This window comes from Pseudoalteromonas sp. Of7M-16, assembly GCF_022347805.1.
Classification (GTDB): Bacteria; Pseudomonadota; Gammaproteobacteria; order Enterobacterales; family Alteromonadaceae; genus Pseudoalteromonas; species Pseudoalteromonas luteoviolacea_F.
The window spans coordinates 40,824-59,679 of the sequence record NZ_JAKRFY010000019.1 but is presented as its reverse complement, the minus strand read 5'-3'; the positions used below and the strand labels follow the sequence as shown (position 1 = coordinate 59,679).

Below are 18,856 nucleotides of genomic sequence, written 5' to 3'. Positions count from 1 at the left end.
TCTACTTCAAGCAAGACCACTTTACATGACCTACGACTCGCCACTGACTAGAACACTTAAAACATGCCTAGATAGGATAAGCAAAGTATAATCAAGGACGTTAAAAATTCACTTTTGATTTCAGGTACATTTTATTAAAAGCAAGAAAACAGCCTTACTTAGTCGAAAAATTTACATATTTTTAGCCGCTCTTAGCCAAATATAGTTGTGGCCTGTGAGGAAGGGTGAAAACTGACTTAGATTAGGGAGGTGATCAGCTGCTGGCTTTGAACGTATTAGTTCCAATATCGCCATCCATCAAGATACAAATACAGCACGTTAGGCCTATCGAGGGTACTCACTACCTCGTTATCTACTTTTTGGTCATGTGCTAAAACTTGCATAGCGCTATCCAACTCATGATGATAAAAACGCGTCGAAATATGCTCGTATTTTAATGGCTTCTGGCAACTTGATAGGCATCCCATCACAAATCCCCACTCGCCAAATGAAGGAACGTTCGCAAAAAAAGTTTTTACTTCCTTCATGCCACTGGCTGCAACGGTATTTCTGATAGACCAAAAAGCTTCTTTTGCAAAAAACGGGCTCGTCGCTTGTGTCACGAATATCCCATTTGGGTTTAATGCCCTACCGATAAGGCGATAAAACTGTAAGGAATATAAGCGTGCCAAACTCACCGTTTTCGGATCTGGTAGATCAACGATTATCAAATCAAATTTACGCGTAAGTTGTTGTAAAAATACCATTGCATCACCGTGCCATACTGACACTTTTTCTGAGTTTAGGGCATTGGCATTTAAATCTTTTAAATAGTGGTTTTCACGAGCAAGCCGTGCAACCGCTGGATCTAGGTCCACCAAAGTTATATGTTCAACATCGGCGTACTTGAGTACTTCTCTAACAGCCAGTCCATCTCCCCCACCTAGCACAAGGACATGTTTAATATCATCCCTACGCTGCATCGCTGGGTGAACCAAAACCTCATGGTATCGATACTCGTCGACAGAGGAAAATTGCAGACCTCCGTTGAGATAGAGCCGAACATCATTCTTATGTCTGGTCATAACGACTTGTTGGTACTGGGTTTGCTCACTATGTACGACAGGGTCGTCAAACACATGCCCATTCCACGCTTTATTTAAACTTGCACTAGATACCATAGTGCCGATCAAAATGACCGATACTAATATCAGCGCCATGCGTAATTGATATTTTGGCTTGTCCATTATTTGTGAAGAGAAATACCACAACAATGACAATGCGATAGACAAGTTGATAAGACCGAACGTGAGCGAGGTCTTAAATATGCCCAACCAAGGAAGAAATATAAATGGGAACAATAAGGTCGCTAATAAGGCACCGAAGTAATCAATAGACAAAACGTTAGATAGATTCGCTTTAAGACTATAGTGCTTTTCCATCAAACGACTCAGTAACGGGATCTCAAGTCCGATTAGCGTACCAATCACAGCTGTCAGCGTAACGGACGTTGCCTGAACCGAAATATCTAACGCATAGGCCAAATACAACAGCGGCACACTTAAGCCCCCACACAGAGCGAGTAATAATTCAAACCCAATGAACTGTGCGAGTAGCTTGCCATCCTTTACAAACCGTGACAGGTACGATCCCACTCCCATAAATGCCATATAAACACCGATGGTCAAAGAAAACTGCGTTATGCTGTCACCCAAAAAATACGAGCCCGTCGTAGCAATGAGTAACTCATAAACAATTGAGCACAGCCCCGCAATGAAAATACTAAAAAGCAGTATATGGCTTTCGCGCAACATTACTTGCCTCCAACCCCACTGCGAGTGCGATATCCTGCACTTGATAAACTATGTTCACGCATATGTCTGTCAACAGCCAAGTGCTTTTTATAAGCTGCTTTTCGGTGATAATCGATATCGGCTTCTGAATCATTTTGGGCAAGAAAATATGCAAAGATAAGCAGCACTGAATATAACGCTAATAACCACCCAACAGGCTTAAAGTCTAAATCGTAACTGTCATTTCTTGAACCGTACTTGTTATGCATCTCAATATGCTTAAAAACAATAACGCCACACAACAAAGCAATAGGGACAAGTATAAAGAGTAAAACCAAAAACGCCGCCGCATCACCTCTTAGTTCAGTGACCTTAAACCTGAAATCTTTTTTCCTCGAAGGTCCATAACTATGAGGTCCATTGCTTACATGTAAGACGACGTTATAAATGCCCGCTTCTGCTAAACGAATCGTAAAATCCAGATCACCCTGCGACTCCCTCCAAAAGCCTTCCGAGTCTCTGCCTGTTTCAGTCCAAAGCTCTCTGCTCAGTGTAAATAAATACTGTTCATTGGGATCAAAAACTTCAAACTCTACACTTTTCCAGGTGTTGTCTGGCATATTGCCATAGACTTCAAAGCGCACCAGTGCACCGTCTTCAGAAACGCGGAATTCATAAGGCTTTGACTGATAAGACTTGCCAAGAACAGTCCTTACCTGCCGTACACTTTCATCGAAGTAAGAGTTGAAATAGGCTGCAACAACTATCGCCAATATTGTTGTAACTAAAACGCGACTTGCCATCATTTTAGAGCACTACCACAATCACGCTTGCAACTGATAAAGCGACAGCGCCTTCGACCAAGGCCACAGACATATTATGCTCTTCACCAACAGCCTTATCGATACACACAGACGAGAATAACACTTTGTCAATGAACAAACGAGCCAACGGCAGTACAACAAAACCGATAACCGCGTCTTGAACAAACAAAGTAATACTAGCGTGCCAGCTTTCGAATTCACCAACTAGAGCGTGCAATAACACCATACCTAGAGCAATTAATGTTGCCGAAAATGTTGCTGCTACAGCGTTGTTGCCGGACTCCAATTGCGTCATTAAGTTATAATCAGTCAGCAAATCGTAGATGCGCGCGAACACTACCAAGGTTATTTGACCTAACACATAAAATACAATTGCAGACATCCATCCGCCTTCTCCATGTAAGGAAGCACCGATTAAAAGCGCACTGGCGATATAACTTGCAGCTTGTACTGCACCTGTCGAAACATTTTGCTTTTCTATTAACTGCTTTTTATTACAAAATGCGTGCAATATTAGCTTATCATTAATGATTCTTGAGATAAGCAGCATTACCATGCCGACAAAGCAGTAACCAGATACAGCCAATAAATCATTGATCAATCCGGCACTTGGGCCTATTAACACAGCGCAAAATATAATGGCAACGGCGACAATATAGCCAGCTACCGATGTCGCAAGTGCACTATTTTTCTTAATTAATATTTCATGAAAGGTATCGTATGGTGTTGTGAAGTTATATAACCATTTGGCCAAAAACATCATAACCAGCAACAAGCCAACAAAGCTTAAACTTTGCAATGTCAATAGAAGTGAATCGTACATAATGAATAACTACTTTTTTATTAGAATGGTCGTACTTAGCGTATAGCCCAGTACAGCTGCAAACTTTTAGAGTTCTTTTCGAAAGCTATAACTTGCCCATAATAACATCAGTATCATTATTCAGTCTTTATAATTATCGAGTTTCATCCGATTTTTATAAACAAAATCGATGAGCGCACAATATGTGCGCTACTTTATTCCGTAGAGAACTAAACTCTTTGAAAGTCATAAACAGAGCCCAAATTCAAAATTTGGCTGAGTTCGTCTAACGCGGTGTAGCTTTGGGTAAGTAATTGAGGATCTGCCAAATCATGCTCAGACAATTTGTCTCTGTAATGTTTCTCCACCCATAAACAAAGTGTGCGATACAAGGTTTCATTTAGCAAACAAGACTGATTGCTTGCTTTAATTTCCTGTTCAGACAAAACGACCCTTAACCGCAGACAAGCAGGGCCTCCGCCATTTTGCATGCTTTGTTTGACATCCAAATAAATAACTTCATTGATTGGGGTACTCGCTTGCTTTAATGCGCTCAAGTAGGACTCTACACTATCTACCTTTTGACATTCGCTTGGTGCAATTATTGCCATACCACCATTTGGTAAGCTAACTAACTGGCTATTAAATATGTAACTTTGCACAGCCTCTTCCACACTAACATCTGACTCCGACACTTCAATTAAGTGCAGTGGACGGCTCCCCTTGTAAGCATCTCGGATCTTTTTAACCGAAGCTTGTTGATTATAAAAAGCCTGTTCGTGAAACAAGAAAACATTTTCATTGCCTATTGCTATCACATCGTTGTGAAATACCCCTTGATCTATCACGTTTGGGTTTTGCTGAATAAAAAGGCAGTTATCGGGATTTAACATATGACTGCGCGCAACAGCTTCACTAGCTTGACGAGTTTGCCTAGCAGGAAACTTGGTGGGCCGGATTTCGCTGAGATTATCCTGACCGTAAACAAATAGTGCTAAGCCAGCGTGATTATAAGAGTCTGCTAGTCTAGTATGGTTTGCCGCACCTTCGTCTCCAAAAAGAGGGTGTTGAGGCAATGGACTGTGGTGAACAAAAAAAGCCTCATCGTGGAACACTGACTTTAGAATTCGCGCTGTGGTATCAGCTTCGATGGCTCGATGCAATTTATTGCTTAGGTTTGCTGGTGTAAAATGCACTTTATTATCTTGTGTATCGCAGCTTGGGGATATCGTCGCCGCATTAGCAGTCCACATAGAAGACGCTGAATAACAGGCCTTCAGCAATTGAGGTTCTATTTGAGCGGCTTTTGCAATGACTTGTTTATCACTTCCTGCAAAACCTAGTGAGCGCAATGTCTTTAGATCTGGCCGTGCATTTGGTGCTAGCACCCCTTGATGCAGTCCAAGTTGTGATAGTGCAAACATCTTTCCCAAACCTTGCAAGGCCGCTTGTTTGGGATTTGAAAACTTTTTGGCATTCGCTTTTGAAGCAACATTTCCATACGACAGACCTGCATAGTTGTGTGTTGGCCCCACGAGTCCATCGAAATTAACTTCATAATAGTTCATTATTGCCCCCTTTTAGTGCGTGTTGCACCGTATTGGTAAGATTCACACAGGTTGTGGGTCAAACCCCTCATAATAACCTGTTTTAAAACAACATTGAGCTGGCAAGTAAAGCCAGCACAACGAGATATCAAGTTTAGTGCCAAATCTCAATATAGGCGGTAATTATGGACACAGGCGGAAGATGCAAAATAATTTAAGGGGAAATGAACCTCTTAGTGCATTGACAAATATAAACCTAGTGTTTTGCCTGTTGTTTTCGAAGGATCCACCCACCATATGCGTAGCTCCCTCCCATCAACACACAGAGAGTAGAACTGACAAGCCAAAACGTCAGTGAGTTATTTGGAAACATAGACATGATTAAAGGAAAAGCAATACCGCGACCGATAAGTACGATGGCTATTAAAAATATAACTGTCTTTAAAAAGGGTAAGCGACGGATAACACCCGCTCCCGACAATGCATAGGCCCCCCAAAAACAAAGCACACCAGCAATCGCTGACGTCATTACCGCTGGCTCAATCCTGCCCGCTTCAGCCATCAAAGCCATTTCCTCCGTGGCTCCTAAAAAACGATACCAAGGTGCGCCAAATATAATACAACCGATATGTAAAAGCGCAGCTAAAAAACTTGAAAACGCTGCGAAGAGTAAAGGTATATTATTCAAATAACCCCCTATTAAACATTAAGAAAACCATAATAAAACACCTTATTCAAAAGGATTATAATTAATAAAAACACTCAAAAAAATAGAATTTCTAGATTTACCACAAACCAAACTATATTAAAGTATATTTATTCTCTACTTTATATCAAAGTTAGGCTTCGAATTATTGCCAATACTGCGTATACTATCAATATAAACGTAGTATTAAAGGCATAAGCAATGAGACCAGATTGGGATGAATACTTCATTGATTTAGTTGACAGTGTTGGCCAAAGAGCCACCTGTGACCGAGGCAAATCAGGCTGTATTATAGTTAAAGATAAAAGAATAATATCAACAGGTTATGTGGGCTCCCCCTCTGGTTTACCACACTGTGATGATGTTGGTCATTTGATGAAGCAAGTGACTGATAGTGATGGAACAACAAGGCAACACTGCGTTCGGACTATCCATGCAGAGCAAAATGCCATCTGTCAGGCAGCGAGGTATGGGGTACCTTTAGATGGTGCAACATTGTACTGCACAATGGAACCATGTCGAGTTTGTGCAATGCTAATAATCAGTTGCGGCATTTCAAAAGTGGTTGCTAAAAAACGATATCACGCAGCCCAAGAAACGAGAGACATGTTTGCAATGGCGGGGGTTGAACTTGTTGTAATAGAACAAGAAGTTGCTACATACGACGACCAATAATCCCTAAAGGAGTGGTTGCTACCCTACCCACTCCTCTAACTCTCTCCTTCACGCCATCGATAACCTGCCAAAAATATCTTTGTTGAAATTTTCCCCAGTTATACCATGGCGCTTGATTCGGTCGTGATTGATGCGTTTATTTGCTTCCTTTAATTGATTAATAAACTCATTAATTTGAATGTTATAGTATTTAAATACTCCGACACTTCTAGATATATTTACATCACTTCGATTCACTTCATCGGCTAAACAAAACTGGTGTTGAAAAAGTACTTGCGTTGGCGAGTCTAATGCTTGGTTAAATCTGAAAATAGCCGCGTTATCTATTGCCTTGACTCGCGTTTGGTTACCACAACGCTCCCAAGCCACAGCACAGACGGATACAGTAAACTCCTCACCAAACTCTCTAACAAGCTTCTGGAGCGGATCTGTGCCACCGTGAATAAAAGCATTTATGTTAAACGATTCAACAAACACCGTACCGTAGCGAGACTCATACTTCAGCTGCAAGGTATTTAACAGATAGAAGACTTCACCTGTACTTTGCCATATAGGCTCCACTATGTTTCGTGTTATTGGCTTGGCAACTTGCGTACCCAAGAGTTTTAACATCAGCTTTTTCATTAGCACCTCCATAAATTCATAACCACACTGTAAATGATAACAATTCTTATTGCTATTATTATTTAAAGATCATAAGCTAAAAAACATGAGTTACCAGGTGTGCTTGTGAAAGCACCTAACAACAACAATCGATGACAAATTTGGAGGTTGAAAATGCGCCTTATCATCGGCATTCGTAACTTTGTGTTAAAGCTACTATACAGAGCGGTTCGTCCGCTGATATTCCTGATGGACCCGGAGGACGCACACTACATGTTCAAACGTGTGGGCGTTATATTGGGCTCAAACTTTCTAACTCGCTGGATCACCTCGTTTTTCTTCAATTACGGACACCGCAGTCTGAATATTGAAGTTGACGGTATCAAATATAGAAACCCATTAGGTTTATCCGCAGGCTTTGACAAAGACGGCGAATTAACCAAAATTTATCCATCGATTGGCTTTGGCTTGGCAGAACTAGGGTCATTCACTGGTGAAGTTTGCCCAGGAAACCCAGGTAAACGTTTATTCAGAATGGTTAAATCAAAATCGATTTTAGTGTGGTACGGATTAAATAACCAAGGTGCTGAAAAAATTTCATCTCGCTTGAAAGGTGTTAACTTTGGAAAATTAAAAGTGGGTATCAACGCCGCGAAGTCAAATATTACCCCAGAATTTGACCTTCAAGACTCAATCGATGATTACACCAAAACAATGAAGCTCTTCAAAGACATTGGTGATTACTACACAATTAATATCAGCTGTCCTAATACCCAAGATGGCGAACCATTCGTGGACAAAGACAACTTGGATGCTTTGCTCATCGCGGTGAATAAGCAGAGAGTCGCAGGCAGACCGATTTACGTGAAACTCGCTGCAGATATGACTCTTGAAGAAATCAATATCATTGTTGACGCGTGTGTTGAACACAAAATGGATGGTGTGGTGCTCACAAATCTTGCCAAGCCTAAATACAATGAGGAATACGTTAAGGATGAACTACCATTCCATAAAGGCGCGATGAGTGGTTTACCACTTCAGAGGATCTCCACAAATGTTATTAGACACGTTTATCGCAGAACTCGTGGAGAATTAACTATCATAGGTGTTGGAGGTGTATTCACAGCAAAGGATGCATACGAAAAGATCACCTCAGGGGCAAGTATATTGCACATGATTTCTACTTTGATATTTGACGGACCACAAAATATCAGCGAAATCAATCGCGGTCTTGTTAAGCTACTTAAGGCGGATGGCTTTAACTCAATTGAAGAAGCCGTCGGCTCTAGGAACCCATTACCGAAAATAAAAGAGACTAAGGAAGATCAGTCTGATACAAAAGTAAGCTCTGCAGCATAGCATTAGCTGACCTAACAATTTGATGCTACGAGTGGTGATAACTTTTCCATTCTCCAAAGTTTATCACCACTATTTTCACCCTACTTTTTAACGGGTTAATCTGGAATGGGTGACGACAAATTCGAACTATCAGCAATAAATTGGGCTTTAGGGTGCCCTTCTAACTGAGTTTCTACTATGTGTGTCTGTGACTTTTTGACATCGATAATGATAATAACATCGCCTGCATCGAGGTGCTCATTAACTAAGATTTGGAAATATTCATCGAACGATTTGCCTGCAAGCCTAACAATCAGCATGACGACAAAACCACCTATTATGCTAGCGGCCAGTGCTTGTAATAAAAATTTATTTGTCCAGTCGGTAAAAAAATACATAAATGTGATCAGGGCCAACGCAGTAATACCAGCAAGTAAGAACGCACGCTTTCTGGCTGACAAGATTTGGGTTTTTTCTATTTGAGTTGAGCCATGTAAATGATGGGTTTCAATACCATTTTCATCCCGCGATAGTACGTAAAAATGGTGATCATCGATACCCAGTTCATGTACCTCGTTCGAAATCATTTCTGCGTCGTCTAGGCTATCAGTGGAATAAAATAATCTCTTCATATCGCACGCTCCAGAATTATTTTTGACGGTGTCATTACGAAGTCTAGACATAAATTGCTCAAAAAACATCTAAATTTGCAATTCGTACGTATTGATCTAGCTCAAGACATCCTTGAATTTTGGCTGTATTCCCTATAACATTCCCCTCCGAGAGGGGTGTAAATGGAAACAGTTCTCAATTGCATTAATCTCGTTAATTTATTCAGGCAGGTAATGGGGTAATTACCCGCGATATCAAGTAGGTTGAATATGCTGAAAAAGTCCTTGTCACTCGTAATGGTTTTTACGATGGCGTTTCTTCTAACAGGTTGTGAGCTTGCTCTTTTTGACCCTGCGGGGCCAATTGGTGAACAGGCGAAAGACCTGATTATAATCTCTGTGGCTTTATTACTTATTGTAATAATCCCTGTATTATTTATGTCTATTTACTTCCCGTACAAGTATCGTACTAGCAATAAAAACGCTGAGTACAAGCCGTCTTGGGAACACTCAACAAAAATCGAACTTGTTGTTTGGATTGTGCCTTGTTTAATCATTGCTGCACTTGCATATTTCACATATGTCACGTCTCATGACCTAGACCCGCGAAAGCCGCTAGGTAAAGACGAAGACACATTGACTATTCAAGTTGTTGCGATGGACTGGAAATGGCTATTTATCTATCCAGAGCAGCAAATTGCAACCGTCAACGAAATCGCAATCCCAGTGAATACACCGGTTGAGTTCTTAATCACTTCAGACACAGTGATGAACTCATTCTTTATTCCACGTTTGGGTAGCCAGATTTACGCGATGGCAGGTATGGAAAATAGACTTAACCTGATGGCATCTGAAGAAGGTACATTCAGAGGCATGTCTGCAAACTACAGCGGTTTTGGTTTCTCAGGTATGAAGTTCAAAACACACTCTGTAGATCAAGCAGGCTTCGATGCTTGGGTTAACAAAGTTAAAGCATCAGAGCAAGTACTAGACGAACCTACTTACAAAGCGCTTAGCGAGAAATCAAAAGACAATCCGGTAGTTTACTACTCGGATGTTGACCCTCTGCACTTTAAGAAAACCATAGAGAAATACACTGGGGTTCAAAATGGCAAGTAAAGCTACCATAATCACAGATCCGGATCCGCTCACGGGTAAGCTGACCTGGGATTCTATTCCTGTTCATGACCCTGTAATTCTGCCAGTAATGATCTGTGCAATACTTGGCGGTTTATTCCTATTCGCACTTATCACTAAAATGGGTAAGTGGAGATACCTTTGGGAAGAATGGTTCACATCTGTAGACCATAAAAAAATTGGTATCATGTATGTCATCGCAGCGATTGTGATGTTAGTCCGTGGTTTCGCGGATGCAATTATGATGCGTACTCACCAGGCATTGGCAACCGCTGATAGCGTGGGTGCGGGTTATCTCCCTCCTGAACACTATGACCAGATTTTTACTGCTCACGGTGTAATTATGATTTTCTTCGTAGCCATGCCTTTAGTTGTTGGCTTGATGAACATTGTTGTACCACTGCAAATTGGTGCGCGTGACGTTGCGTTCCCATTCCTGAACTCTCTGAGCTTCTGGTTATTCGTAGTTGGTGCGTTACTAGTTAACATTTCACTATTCCTTGGTGAATTCGCAGCGACTGGTTGGTTAGCATATCCACCGCTTTCAGGTATTGAATACAGTCCCTGGGTCGGGGTCGATTATTGGCTCTGGGCACTCCAGATCTCAGGTATCGGTACCCTACTAACTGGTGTTAACTTCTTTGTTACTATCATCAGAATGCGTGCGCCTGGCATGAAGCTTATGCAAATGCCTGTATTCACATGGACTTCTCTATGTGCAAACGTACTAATCATTCTTTCGTTCCCGATTCTAACAGTAACTATCACGCTACTAACGCTTGATAGATACCTAGGTACAAACTTCTTCACTAATGATCTTGGTGGTAACCAAATGATGTATGTAAACCTCATTTGGGCATGGGGTCACCCAGAAGTTTACATTCTGATACTACCTGCATTCGGTATTTTCTCTGAAGTTGCAGCGACGTTCTCACGTAAGCGTTTGTTCGGTTATACATCTCTTGTATGGGCAACAGCAGTTATCATGGTTCTAGCAATGGTTGTATGGCTACACCACTTCTTCACCATGGGTGCAGGTTCAAGTGTAAATGCCTTCTTCGGTATCGCCACCATGATCATAGCCGTCCCGACCGGGGTTAAGATCTTCAACTGGCTATTTACTATGTATAAAGGCCGTGTTGAGTTCACAGCATCAATGTGGTGGACATGTAGCTTCCTATTCACTTTCACCATTGGTGGTATGACAGGTGTAATGCTAGCTGTTCCAGCAGCTGACTTTGTACTTCACAACAGCTTATTCCTAATTGCACACTTCCACAACGTAATCATCGGTGGTGCTGTATTTGGTTACTTCGCAGGTCTTACTTACTGGTGGCCTAAAGCGACTGGTTGGATGCTTGATGAGAAACTTAATAAGCTTTCTTGTGCGCTTTGGACAATCGGTTTCTTCGTTGCATTCATGCCGCTATACATCCTTGGTTTCAACGGTATGACTCGTCGTCTTAACTACTACGACAACCCAGAGTGGACTCCGTTGCTAATCGTTGCAATGGTTGGTGCATTTATCGTAGCAGCAGGTATCGCAGTTCAGTTCTACATGGGCTTCATCAGCTTCAAGAACCGTAAGCAAAATATGGACGTTACAGGTGATCCTTGGAATGGCCGTACGCTTGAGTGGGCAACTTCGTCACCTCCTCCATTCTACAACTTCGCTAAGTTACCTAAGATCCATGACCGTGATGAGCATCATTACAAGAAAGAGCATGGTATTGCTTACCAAAAGCCTGAGAAGTACTCGAAGATCCACATGCCATCTAACACATGGGCTGGCTTTGTGATCAGTGCATTCTCACTAACTTTAGGTTTCGGTTTCGTATGGCACATCTGGTGGATGGTTATCGCTAGCTTCGTCGGTATCGTAGCTTCTTGGATTGCGTACTCATTTGATCGCAACAAAGACTACTACGTACAAGTAGACCAAGTTGAAGAAATCGAGTCAAAGCACTTGGCAGCTGTTGCAGAACACGCAGCTAACAATGGCAAGTAGAGGAAAGTTTTAAACTATGTCAAACGATCACGTAATCGCAAACGACGTTCATGATCACCACGATGATCATGATCATCATGATACCGGTGGTGATACTATATTCGGATTCTGGATATATATCATGAGTGACTGTATTTTGTTCGCAACATTGTTTGCAACATATGCAGTACTAAGTGGCGGCTTCGCTGGCGGCCCAACACCAAAAGAGTTATTTGACCTTAATCTAGTTGCAGTTGGTACTGCATTCCTACTTTTCAGTAGTTTCACGTTTGGTATGGCAATGCTTCAAGCCAACCAGCGCAAGATGAAAGGCATGATCACTTGGTTGGTCATCACATTACTACTTGGCCTTGGTTTCCTTGGCTTAGAATTGTATGAGTTCTGGCACTTCAGTACGCTTGGTGCAACACCTCAGACAAGTGGTTATTGGTCTGCATTTTATGCGCTAGTAGCTACGCACGGTCTGCACGTATTTGGTGGTATCATTTGGATGCTTGTTCTATTCGTTCACTTCAAACGTGACGGATTTACAGAAGATAACCTAGTAAGACTTTCTTGCCTAAGTTTATTCTGGCACTTCCTAGACATCATCTGGATCTGTGTATTTAGCGTTGTGTACTTAGTAGGAGTGATGTAATGGGCCACACTAATAACGAACATGGCACTGGCGGTGCAGCTCACGGTAGCGTTAAAGAGTACACGATAGGTTTACTTCTATCTCTAGTACTAACTGCTATTCCGTTTTTAGTTGTAATGTATGATTTGGCATCTCCGGCGTTAACGCTTGGTGTCATCTTAGTTACAGCGATTGCACAGCTATTTGTACAACTTGTATTTTTCTTACACATGAACTCATCTTCTGAGCAAATATGGAATACTACTTCAGCCGCGTTTATTGTGTTGACAGTGGCCATAGTTGTGATTGGCTCCATTTGGATTATGGAGCACCTAAATCACAACATGCTCATGGGACATTAAAATGTTAAGAAGTTACCTGTTAATTACAAAACCAGGCATTATCTTTGGTAACTTAATCACTGCGGTTGCGGGCTACGTGCTCGCAGCCAAAGGTAATATTGATTTCGTTACGTTTACAGCAATGATAGTGGGTACGGTGTGTATCATCGCCTCTGGTTGCGTTTTTAATAATGTGATTGACCGTGACATCGACCAATTGATGTCACGCACAAAGTACCGAAAGCCACTCTTAGAGTCTATTTCGGTAACCAAAGCTTTGGCCTATGCAACCCTTTTGGGTTGCGTAGGTTTTGCTTCATTAGCACTGTATGCATCTATGATGAGCTTTTATTTTGGCGTGCTTGGCTTCGTTGTATACGTAGGCCTATATACGCTCTACTATAAGAGAAAATCAATATACGGTACTTTTGTAGGCAGTATTTCAGGCGCTTGTCCTCCTGTAATGGGGTACTGTGCCGTTAATGGTCAATTTGATATTGGCGCCGTTGTAATCTTGGCAATCTTCTGTATTTGGCAAATCCCGCATTCTTATGCGATTGCTATTTACCGATTCAAAGACTACAAAGACGCTAATATTCCAGTACTACCAATCGTCAGTGGTGTTGAAGTTGCTAGAAAACACATGATTGGCTTCATTGTTGCCTTTACTGTACTTGCACTTTCACTATTCACGTTAAACTACGTTGGTGCCATTTTCGCATCACTTACGTTTATTATTGGATTGGTCTGGTTATTGAGCACTATTTTCGACTTCCATCGCATGGACAATCATACTTGGGCTAAACGCGTGTTTATTTTATCACTCGTAGCCATTACCTCTATGAGTGTCTTGATGTCTGTCGATTTTGCTCACATTGACCCAACCTCATATGTGACAGCAAGGTAGAGTTATGAAGCAGTTTAAGCCCGCTCACTTACATTGGATTTTATCTTTTCTTGGTATTATCGGATTAATTTGGTTTTATTTAGCTACAACCACTAAAGACTTTAATGAAACAAGAAAATCTTTCGATGAATTAGGTGGGGATTTTACGCTGCAAAGCTATGCCGGTCCTGTTTCACTCTCTGATTATCAAGGTCAAGTTGTCGTTATGTACTTTGGCTACTTATCTTGTGCAGAGGTATGCCCTAACTCACTCGCAGTAATGACAAATGCATTTATGCGTCTTGAGAAACAAGGGCTTGATCAGGTGCAGGGGTTACTCGTCACAGTAGACCCTGCGCGTGATACAGTAGAGGATTTAAAGGAATATACCGACTACTTTCACGAGCGTATTACCGGTTTAACTGGCAGCGCTGAACAAACCAAAGAAGTTGGTGGATTATATGGCGTTTATTATGATGACCAAAATCTTGAAGAGTCGTTTATGGAATACTCAGTAGCGCATGCATCAAGATTTTACATCATCAATAAAGAAGGCGATTTAATCACCGCAATGAGTCATACAACAACGCCTAATGAGCTTGCAGCACAAATTAAGGAGCTACTATGAAGCATAAGCTATTCATCGCAGCCCTATTGCTAACGAGCACACAGATTGTTGCTAAAAACTCGATTGAAACGATCATCGAAAAATATAATGTCAAAAACTGCCACAGTGAATTAAAAGCCATGGCAGAGGACGTTATTGGTTCAAAGAAACATCGCCTACTCGTTTCAAATCAAACCAGCAAAAATGAGTTTGAGACCTTGTTGGTTACGGGTGTACTTGAATATAAAGATAGGCAAAGCCATATCACTTTTTCTATGTCTCACAGTGCGCAGCACTGTGAAGTTACTTATAAAGAGAGCTTTGCAGTCAAAAACCCATGTATTGTTGTACGTGAGGAAGTATTCAAAAAATGGCTATTTAAAGGCAAATTAAACGACCATACACATGTTTTTTCTCATAAAAGAGATGAAAACTTTGTTGGCTATATGACCAGTACAAAAGATGGGTCGTATTGTTTAGTCAGCCGTCAAAAAAAGACTTCTTAGTCTGTTTAGTATCAGTGCAGTAATCGTATCTCTTTGCTGCACTACTTTAATTTCTTGCAACGTATTCTCTTTTAACCCCCTACTCTCCATACTCTTAGTTAATTTAATATTGACATCAACCTGGCTTTTCGCACCATTAGCAGACGTTAAAGAGCAACTCGGCGTATACCTAAAAATTGCAGCTGATTGCGAATAGCAGTATCACCTAAGCTGAATTCTTTGCTATCACAAAGTGTGCTTTGCAAAGCCAGCTGTGAAGGAGCCTAAATAGAGCAATCCCCTCACTAGCTTTTAATAGCCCCTACAATGAAACATTTGAGAAGCTCTCAAAAATACACTGGATCACAGAGAAATTTGCTCCTATGCATTGGCCATCGTATTACCTTTTTTGGATTTAAGGAAAAGCACGATAGCAAAAAGAAGCACAAAACCAGCAACAATAGTAATAGGTAGAAGAATTGAGTGATCTGCAGGTGCTTGTGGTGCGTCTGCAAAGGTATTATCAAAGTTAAATTGCAGAGATTCGCCAATTTCAAAAGTATACTTTTCCCCCTGCTTTGTTCCAAAGTCTGCCTGTTTTAACTCTATATTCGTTGTCGAAGTCGCTTCATTCGCTTTAAAAAATACTCTAGCAACTCGCCCATCACCCGCGACACTCTTTGCGGGCGCTACTTGGCTTACAATGTAGTCTATGGTGCCAGTCTTTAAGTCCACAGCATTTTTTAATGTATATAGCCTTGCACTATCAAAAAAATCTCCGTGCTCGATCTGAACCGCCGCTTCTTTTTCGTTCTTGTCCAATACCGTGACTTGCTTTGTATCAAACTGTAACGCGATTTGTGACCCATACACCTCAGGAGCGTCTTTCAACATGATATCAACATAAAACTCGCTTCCCGCTCTTATATCTAACTCAGGGCTATACAGATACGCTTTCCCTTGTGAGGCGGCCACCATCAAGCTATTCAGGAGTAAAAAAATCATTGTTAGCTGCTTCATTTTTAGATCTCTTTCGTATTCGTTCTTCGTAATTTTGTAAAGGCCACATCTCGTGGCCTTCGCTTATATAAAAATTAGTTCACAAACCTTAGCTTACAAAGCTTGCGGGCCTTGTTTGCCAAAGTTTTTACCTAGTAACGTTAAATCTTGTAAGTTAATTTTATTATCACGATTAAAATCCGCTGCCGGTGTAAATGACGGATCGGTACTGACTGTTCGATACGCTCCCAATAATTGGGTTAAGTCGCCGATATCAATACTGTTATCGCCATTGCTATCACCAGCAACCAAAGCAATATCTCCAAAATTCATATCAGCTTGATTAGGCGCTAGCGTGATTTGTTTTTCGGCTGACAGGAATCCTGGTGCATTCACTGCAATAGTCACATTGCCAAGGCCAACTTTGAGTGAAAAGCTGCCATCAGGATTTACCTGTACGGCTTCACCGTTTATGAAAATAGTAACTTGAGAGTAGTCTCCTGTGATCCCCAAGTCTGCGACATTACCCGATAAAACAACTGACTCTAGTACAGTAATCGAGTAATTTACCTGACCCTGATAAACATAGTTACCATCATCTCCAGTAAATTGTGACTGTAGATCAATGTTCACAGTGCCCGGTTTATGAGCAAGCAGCGTTGCAGTACCATACAAGCCTTCGCCAGTTTTAGCTTGGTACGGAGCTTTCAGTGATAATGCACCATCCCACTGATTGTCAGCAATACCTAGCGGAATAGACAAACGCTCCGCAGTTGGTAAAAACTCTCCGTAACTACCACCGTTAAAGCTAGCAACCAAAGGATCGTTGACTGTCATCACTGTATCTATACCGTAAATACCTGCGCCCTTAGCCGTTAAAGGCAACTCAATAGTGTCTCCTTCAAACACTGCGATAGATGGAAGCGTAGCACTCAGTGCATATGTCGGCGCTTCATTAAAGGTAAATTTCTGAACGTGAACGCTTTCTCGGTCAAGATCAGACCAAGTTACTACAAACTCGCCGTTACCTATTAAGGCTGTATTAGGGTACATCTGGCTGCCTTGTGTGTAGGTATTTACACGAAAAGGACTGCCATCTGCAGTGCCATCTGGCTGATATTCCCTTGCATACACGCCCCACAAGCCCCCATCTTGATCTCTACTCGCCCAAGACACCAGATAGCCCCCAGTCTTATTTCCTTTAATAACTGGGTGCATGTGCGTGCCTGAATAGGTGTTGGCTTTGGTTTCTACTCCATTTTTAGAGCCGTTGGCATTAAATCTTTGTGTGTAGATATATCTGTCTGAACCAAGAATATGTTCATTAGATTGGGTTTCCCATACAACAACATACCCACCGTCTTTCAACCCAGTAACATCTGCAAACCCTTGAGCACCACCAGTTGTCGTGTTGACTTTAACTGCGCTCCCACTGTATTGATAGTTTGAATTAAAAACACGGCTGTAGACATCGTCTCCTTGTCCCTGCCAAGTTAGTACAAAACCGCCATTCTCAAGTGCTGAAATCGCACCATATTTTTGCTCTCCGGCTTCGCTTGAAGTCGCACTAAATGTATTTTTAACAACATTCAAATCTTGGTCGAAGACTTTAACGAAAATTTCTGAGTCATTTCCTACATTTTCGTTTTGCCAAATCACCGCCGTATTACCGTTTTTTAGTAAAGCATGTGAAGATTTATTGTATCGAGAAACGGATGCTGCAATAGTAAATGTACTTACCTTTGATCCGTCTGCTGCAAACCGCGCGGCTTGAATGGCGCTTTTAGACGAGTCTGTTGCATCAATATCTTCCCATGAAACCAAAAAACCACCGTCATTCAATGGGGACACATTATTACGCATAGTACGTACGTTTGTGGCTGTTGAATTTATGCTTGCAATTGAAAAAGCATTGCCGATAGGTTCATCCCCTTGCGAAAAAATTTGGCCTCGAATTGATGTTCTGCCATCCCCACTGTTTTTAACATGCCAAGTAGCAACATACTTGCCATCGTTTAGCTCTACAACAGAGGTCGTTTCCGCAACATCACCTACCATTGGCGCAGCACTCACAAGGCGTTCAGTGCCAATTTTTGTAGGCGTTGACGCATGACTTACTAACGGCGTGGCTAAAATACTCATCAATGCAAGGCTACAGGCAGACTTAACTGGCGAGAATACTTTTTTCTTACTCTGGTTATTGAGTTTAGATTGCATACACTTTTTCCTTGAATTTTATTGGTCATGTATTTTCTTTTTTAATGCGCAAGGAAAGATATATAAGTTGATAACGCAATCATATAGGGCTTTCCCCCTATTCTAATCACAAAAAGCCTCAAGCAATTAAAAAACAAAGGCTTTTAAGCTATTATTTAATTAATAAAATGACACACACCTTTAAAATAATAAACTTAATGAATATTTTAATTTAATATAATTATTTTCATAACAAAAACTGAGTAACAAAACCTTAAAATCCCAAAGCAAACCTAACCAAACCAGAAGCACCAAGGTTTCTTACCCAATCATTTTGTAGTTTTGCCACCTTTACTTAAGTCGCCTTTATAAATATAAAAATATCACATCATTTATGTATCCTAAATATACATAACAAAAAGCTCTTTGCTGTGGCAATCTAAATTTTCGTTGCGATTGTTATTTGAAGGGCTAAAAATAGTGGGAAGAAAAGAACTCACATTGTGGGGCTATAAGCTGCCCATAGAAAAATGTTAAACTACTCTCTGTTACAGGTATAGCCACATTTCAGCAAACAATAGTAAACCTAAAACAGGTATAAAAACTCAACCTTTATTTAACTTACCTGTTGCTTATAATTTTAATATTCATAAGTAGGATTAATTAAATTTTTATAGACTGGCGTCTTATTCAGTGACTAAAG

General features: G+C 41.1%; 18 protein-coding genes. 9 read left to right on the top strand and 9 right to left on the bottom strand.

Annotated elements, in window-relative coordinates; all coding sequences use genetic code 11:
- Positions 1-275: 275 nt before the first annotated feature.
- The 5 genes from MHN81_RS18575 to MHN81_RS18555 all read right to left on the bottom strand — a co-directional run bounded on the left by MHN81_RS18575 (position 276) and on the right by MHN81_RS18555 (position 5,633).
- Positions 276-1,793: a polyamine aminopropyltransferase gene (locus MHN81_RS18575; protein ID WP_023399265.1), complete on the bottom strand. Its 1,518-nt coding sequence runs from the start codon at positions 1,791-1,793 to the stop codon at positions 276-278.
- On the bottom strand, positions 1,793-2,578 hold the full coding sequence (locus tag MHN81_RS18570; RefSeq protein ID WP_239426396.1) for a hypothetical protein: 786 nt from the start codon (positions 2,576-2,578) through the stop codon (positions 1,793-1,795). The genes MHN81_RS18575 and MHN81_RS18570 overlap by 1 nt, the downstream gene beginning before the upstream one ends.
- A 1-nt stretch (position 2,579) precedes the next feature.
- Positions 2,580-3,419 carry a DUF350 domain-containing protein gene (locus MHN81_RS18565; RefSeq protein WP_239426395.1) on the bottom strand — a complete coding sequence of 280 codons (840 nt, stop codon included), beginning with the start codon at positions 3,417-3,419 and terminating at the stop codon, positions 2,580-2,582.
- A gap of 209 nt (positions 3,420-3,628) precedes the next feature.
- Positions 3,629-4,966: an N-succinylarginine dihydrolase gene (gene astB / locus MHN81_RS18560; protein WP_023399262.1), complete on the bottom strand. Its 1,338-nt coding sequence runs from the start codon at positions 4,964-4,966 to the stop codon at positions 3,629-3,631.
- A 235-nt stretch (positions 4,967-5,201) separates the two neighbouring features.
- Positions 5,202-5,633, bottom strand: a complete 432-nt coding sequence (locus MHN81_RS18555) for a hypothetical protein (RefSeq protein WP_239426394.1) — start codon at positions 5,631-5,633, stop codon at positions 5,202-5,204.
- A gap of 219 nt (positions 5,634-5,852) precedes the next feature.
- Here MHN81_RS18555 and MHN81_RS18550 point away from each other — a divergent pair, with 219 nt between their 5' ends.
- Complete coding sequence (locus MHN81_RS18550; protein WP_023399260.1) at positions 5,853-6,326, top strand: cytidine/deoxycytidylate deaminase family protein; 474 nt, start codon at positions 5,853-5,855, stop codon at positions 6,324-6,326.
- A gap of 48 nt (positions 6,327-6,374) precedes the next feature.
- Here MHN81_RS18550 and MHN81_RS18545 read toward each other — a convergent pair whose 3' ends face one another.
- Positions 6,375-6,950, bottom strand: a complete 576-nt coding sequence (locus MHN81_RS18545) for a hypothetical protein (protein ID WP_239426393.1) — start codon at positions 6,948-6,950, stop codon at positions 6,375-6,377.
- Positions 6,951-7,103: 153 nt separating this feature from the next.
- Here MHN81_RS18545 and MHN81_RS18540 point away from each other — a divergent pair, with 153 nt between their 5' ends.
- Complete coding sequence (locus MHN81_RS18540) at positions 7,104-8,288, top strand: quinone-dependent dihydroorotate dehydrogenase (protein ID WP_239426392.1); 1,185 nt, start codon at positions 7,104-7,106, stop codon at positions 8,286-8,288.
- 95 nt (positions 8,289-8,383) lie between these two features.
- Here MHN81_RS18540 and MHN81_RS18535 read toward each other — a convergent pair whose 3' ends face one another.
- Positions 8,384-8,899, bottom strand: a complete 516-nt coding sequence (locus MHN81_RS18535) for a hypothetical protein (RefSeq protein WP_023399257.1) — start codon at positions 8,897-8,899, stop codon at positions 8,384-8,386.
- A 288-nt stretch (positions 8,900-9,187) separates the two neighbouring features.
- Between MHN81_RS18535 and cyoA the strand changes: the two genes are divergently transcribed.
- From cyoA to MHN81_RS18500, 7 genes are read left to right on the top strand one after another with little or no spacing between them, the layout of a single operon-like run.
- Positions 9,188-9,997 (top strand): ubiquinol oxidase subunit II, encoded by an 810-nt coding sequence (gene cyoA, locus MHN81_RS18530; protein WP_231105459.1) that lies wholly within the window; start codon positions 9,188-9,190, stop codon positions 9,995-9,997.
- Positions 9,987-12,023, top strand: a complete 2,037-nt coding sequence (gene cyoB / locus MHN81_RS18525) for a cytochrome o ubiquinol oxidase subunit I (RefSeq protein ID WP_023399255.1) — start codon at positions 9,987-9,989, stop codon at positions 12,021-12,023. The genes cyoA and cyoB overlap by 11 nt, the downstream gene beginning before the upstream one ends.
- Before the next feature lie 16 nt (positions 12,024-12,039).
- A complete protein-coding gene (cyoC, locus tag MHN81_RS18520) occupies positions 12,040-12,660 on the top strand; it encodes a cytochrome o ubiquinol oxidase subunit III (protein WP_023399254.1) in 621 nt (206 codons plus the stop codon).
- Positions 12,660-13,001 (top strand): cytochrome o ubiquinol oxidase subunit IV, encoded by a 342-nt coding sequence (gene cyoD / locus MHN81_RS18515; protein ID WP_023399253.1) that lies wholly within the window; start codon positions 12,660-12,662, stop codon positions 12,999-13,001. The genes cyoC and cyoD overlap by 1 nt, the downstream gene beginning before the upstream one ends.
- Before the next feature lies 1 nt (position 13,002).
- Positions 13,003-13,887: a heme o synthase gene (cyoE, locus tag MHN81_RS18510; RefSeq protein ID WP_023399252.1), complete on the top strand. Its 885-nt coding sequence runs from the start codon at positions 13,003-13,005 to the stop codon at positions 13,885-13,887.
- A 4-nt stretch (positions 13,888-13,891) separates the two neighbouring features.
- A complete protein-coding gene (locus MHN81_RS18505) occupies positions 13,892-14,494 on the top strand; it encodes an SCO family protein (RefSeq protein ID WP_023399251.1) in 603 nt (200 codons plus the stop codon).
- Positions 14,491-14,979 carry a hypothetical protein gene (locus MHN81_RS18500; protein ID WP_023399250.1) on the top strand — a complete coding sequence of 163 codons (489 nt, stop codon included), beginning with the start codon at positions 14,491-14,493 and terminating at the stop codon, positions 14,977-14,979. Before MHN81_RS18505 ends, MHN81_RS18500 begins: the two co-directional genes overlap by 4 nt.
- 360 nt (positions 14,980-15,339) lie before the next feature.
- Here MHN81_RS18500 and MHN81_RS18495 read toward each other — a convergent pair whose 3' ends face one another.
- Both MHN81_RS18495 and MHN81_RS18490 read right to left on the bottom strand, forming a co-directional pair.
- Complete coding sequence (locus MHN81_RS18495) at positions 15,340-15,978, bottom strand: cohesin domain-containing protein (protein ID WP_023399249.1); 639 nt, start codon at positions 15,976-15,978, stop codon at positions 15,340-15,342.
- Positions 15,979-16,071: 93 nt separating this feature from the next.
- Positions 16,072-18,174: a dockerin type I domain-containing protein gene (locus MHN81_RS18490; protein WP_239426391.1), complete on the bottom strand. Its 2,103-nt coding sequence runs from the start codon at positions 18,172-18,174 to the stop codon at positions 16,072-16,074.
- Positions 18,175-18,856: the final 682 nt, after the last annotated feature.

What these genes read in the sequence shown, in the direction of transcription:
- MHN81_RS18575 (WP_023399265.1), bottom strand. Translation starts at nt 1,793, where the DNA reads ATGTTGCGCGAAAGCCATATACTGCTTTTTAGTATTTTCATTGCGGGG.
- MHN81_RS18570 (WP_239426396.1), bottom strand. Translation starts at nt 2,578, where the DNA reads ATGATGGCAAGTCGCGTTTTAGTTACAACAATATTGGCGATAGTTGTT.
- MHN81_RS18565 (WP_239426395.1), bottom strand. Translation starts at nt 3,419, where the DNA reads ATGTACGATTCACTTCTATTGACATTGCAAAGTTTAAGCTTTGTTGGC.
- astB (WP_023399262.1), bottom strand. Translation starts at nt 4,966, where the DNA reads ATGAACTATTATGAAGTTAATTTCGATGGACTCGTGGGGCCAACACAC.
- MHN81_RS18550 (WP_023399260.1), top strand. Translation starts at nt 5,853, where the DNA reads ATGAGACCAGATTGGGATGAATACTTCATTGATTTAGTTGACAGTGTT.
- MHN81_RS18545 (WP_239426393.1), bottom strand. Translation starts at nt 6,950, where the DNA reads ATGAAAAAGCTGATGTTAAAACTCTTGGGTACGCAAGTTGCCAAGCCA.
- MHN81_RS18540 (WP_239426392.1), top strand. Translation starts at nt 7,104, where the DNA reads ATGCGCCTTATCATCGGCATTCGTAACTTTGTGTTAAAGCTACTATAC.
- MHN81_RS18535 (WP_023399257.1), bottom strand. Translation starts at nt 8,899, where the DNA reads ATGAAGAGATTATTTTATTCCACTGATAGCCTAGACGACGCAGAAATG.
- cyoA (WP_231105459.1), top strand. Translation starts at nt 9,188, where the DNA reads ATGGCGTTTCTTCTAACAGGTTGTGAGCTTGCTCTTTTTGACCCTGCG.
- cyoB (WP_023399255.1), top strand. Translation starts at nt 9,987, where the DNA reads ATGGCAAGTAAAGCTACCATAATCACAGATCCGGATCCGCTCACGGGT.
- cyoC (WP_023399254.1), top strand. Translation starts at nt 12,040, where the DNA reads ATGTCAAACGATCACGTAATCGCAAACGACGTTCATGATCACCACGAT.
- cyoD (WP_023399253.1), top strand. Translation starts at nt 12,660, where the DNA reads ATGGGCCACACTAATAACGAACATGGCACTGGCGGTGCAGCTCACGGT.
- cyoE (WP_023399252.1), top strand. Translation starts at nt 13,003, where the DNA reads ATGTTAAGAAGTTACCTGTTAATTACAAAACCAGGCATTATCTTTGGT.
- MHN81_RS18505 (WP_023399251.1), top strand. Translation starts at nt 13,892, where the DNA reads ATGAAGCAGTTTAAGCCCGCTCACTTACATTGGATTTTATCTTTTCTT.
- MHN81_RS18500 (WP_023399250.1), top strand. Translation starts at nt 14,491, where the DNA reads ATGAAGCATAAGCTATTCATCGCAGCCCTATTGCTAACGAGCACACAG.
- MHN81_RS18495 (WP_023399249.1), bottom strand. Translation starts at nt 15,978, where the DNA reads ATGAAGCAGCTAACAATGATTTTTTTACTCCTGAATAGCTTGATGGTG.
- MHN81_RS18490 (WP_239426391.1), bottom strand. Translation starts at nt 18,174, where the DNA reads ATGCAATCTAAACTCAATAACCAGAGTAAGAAAAAAGTATTCTCGCCA.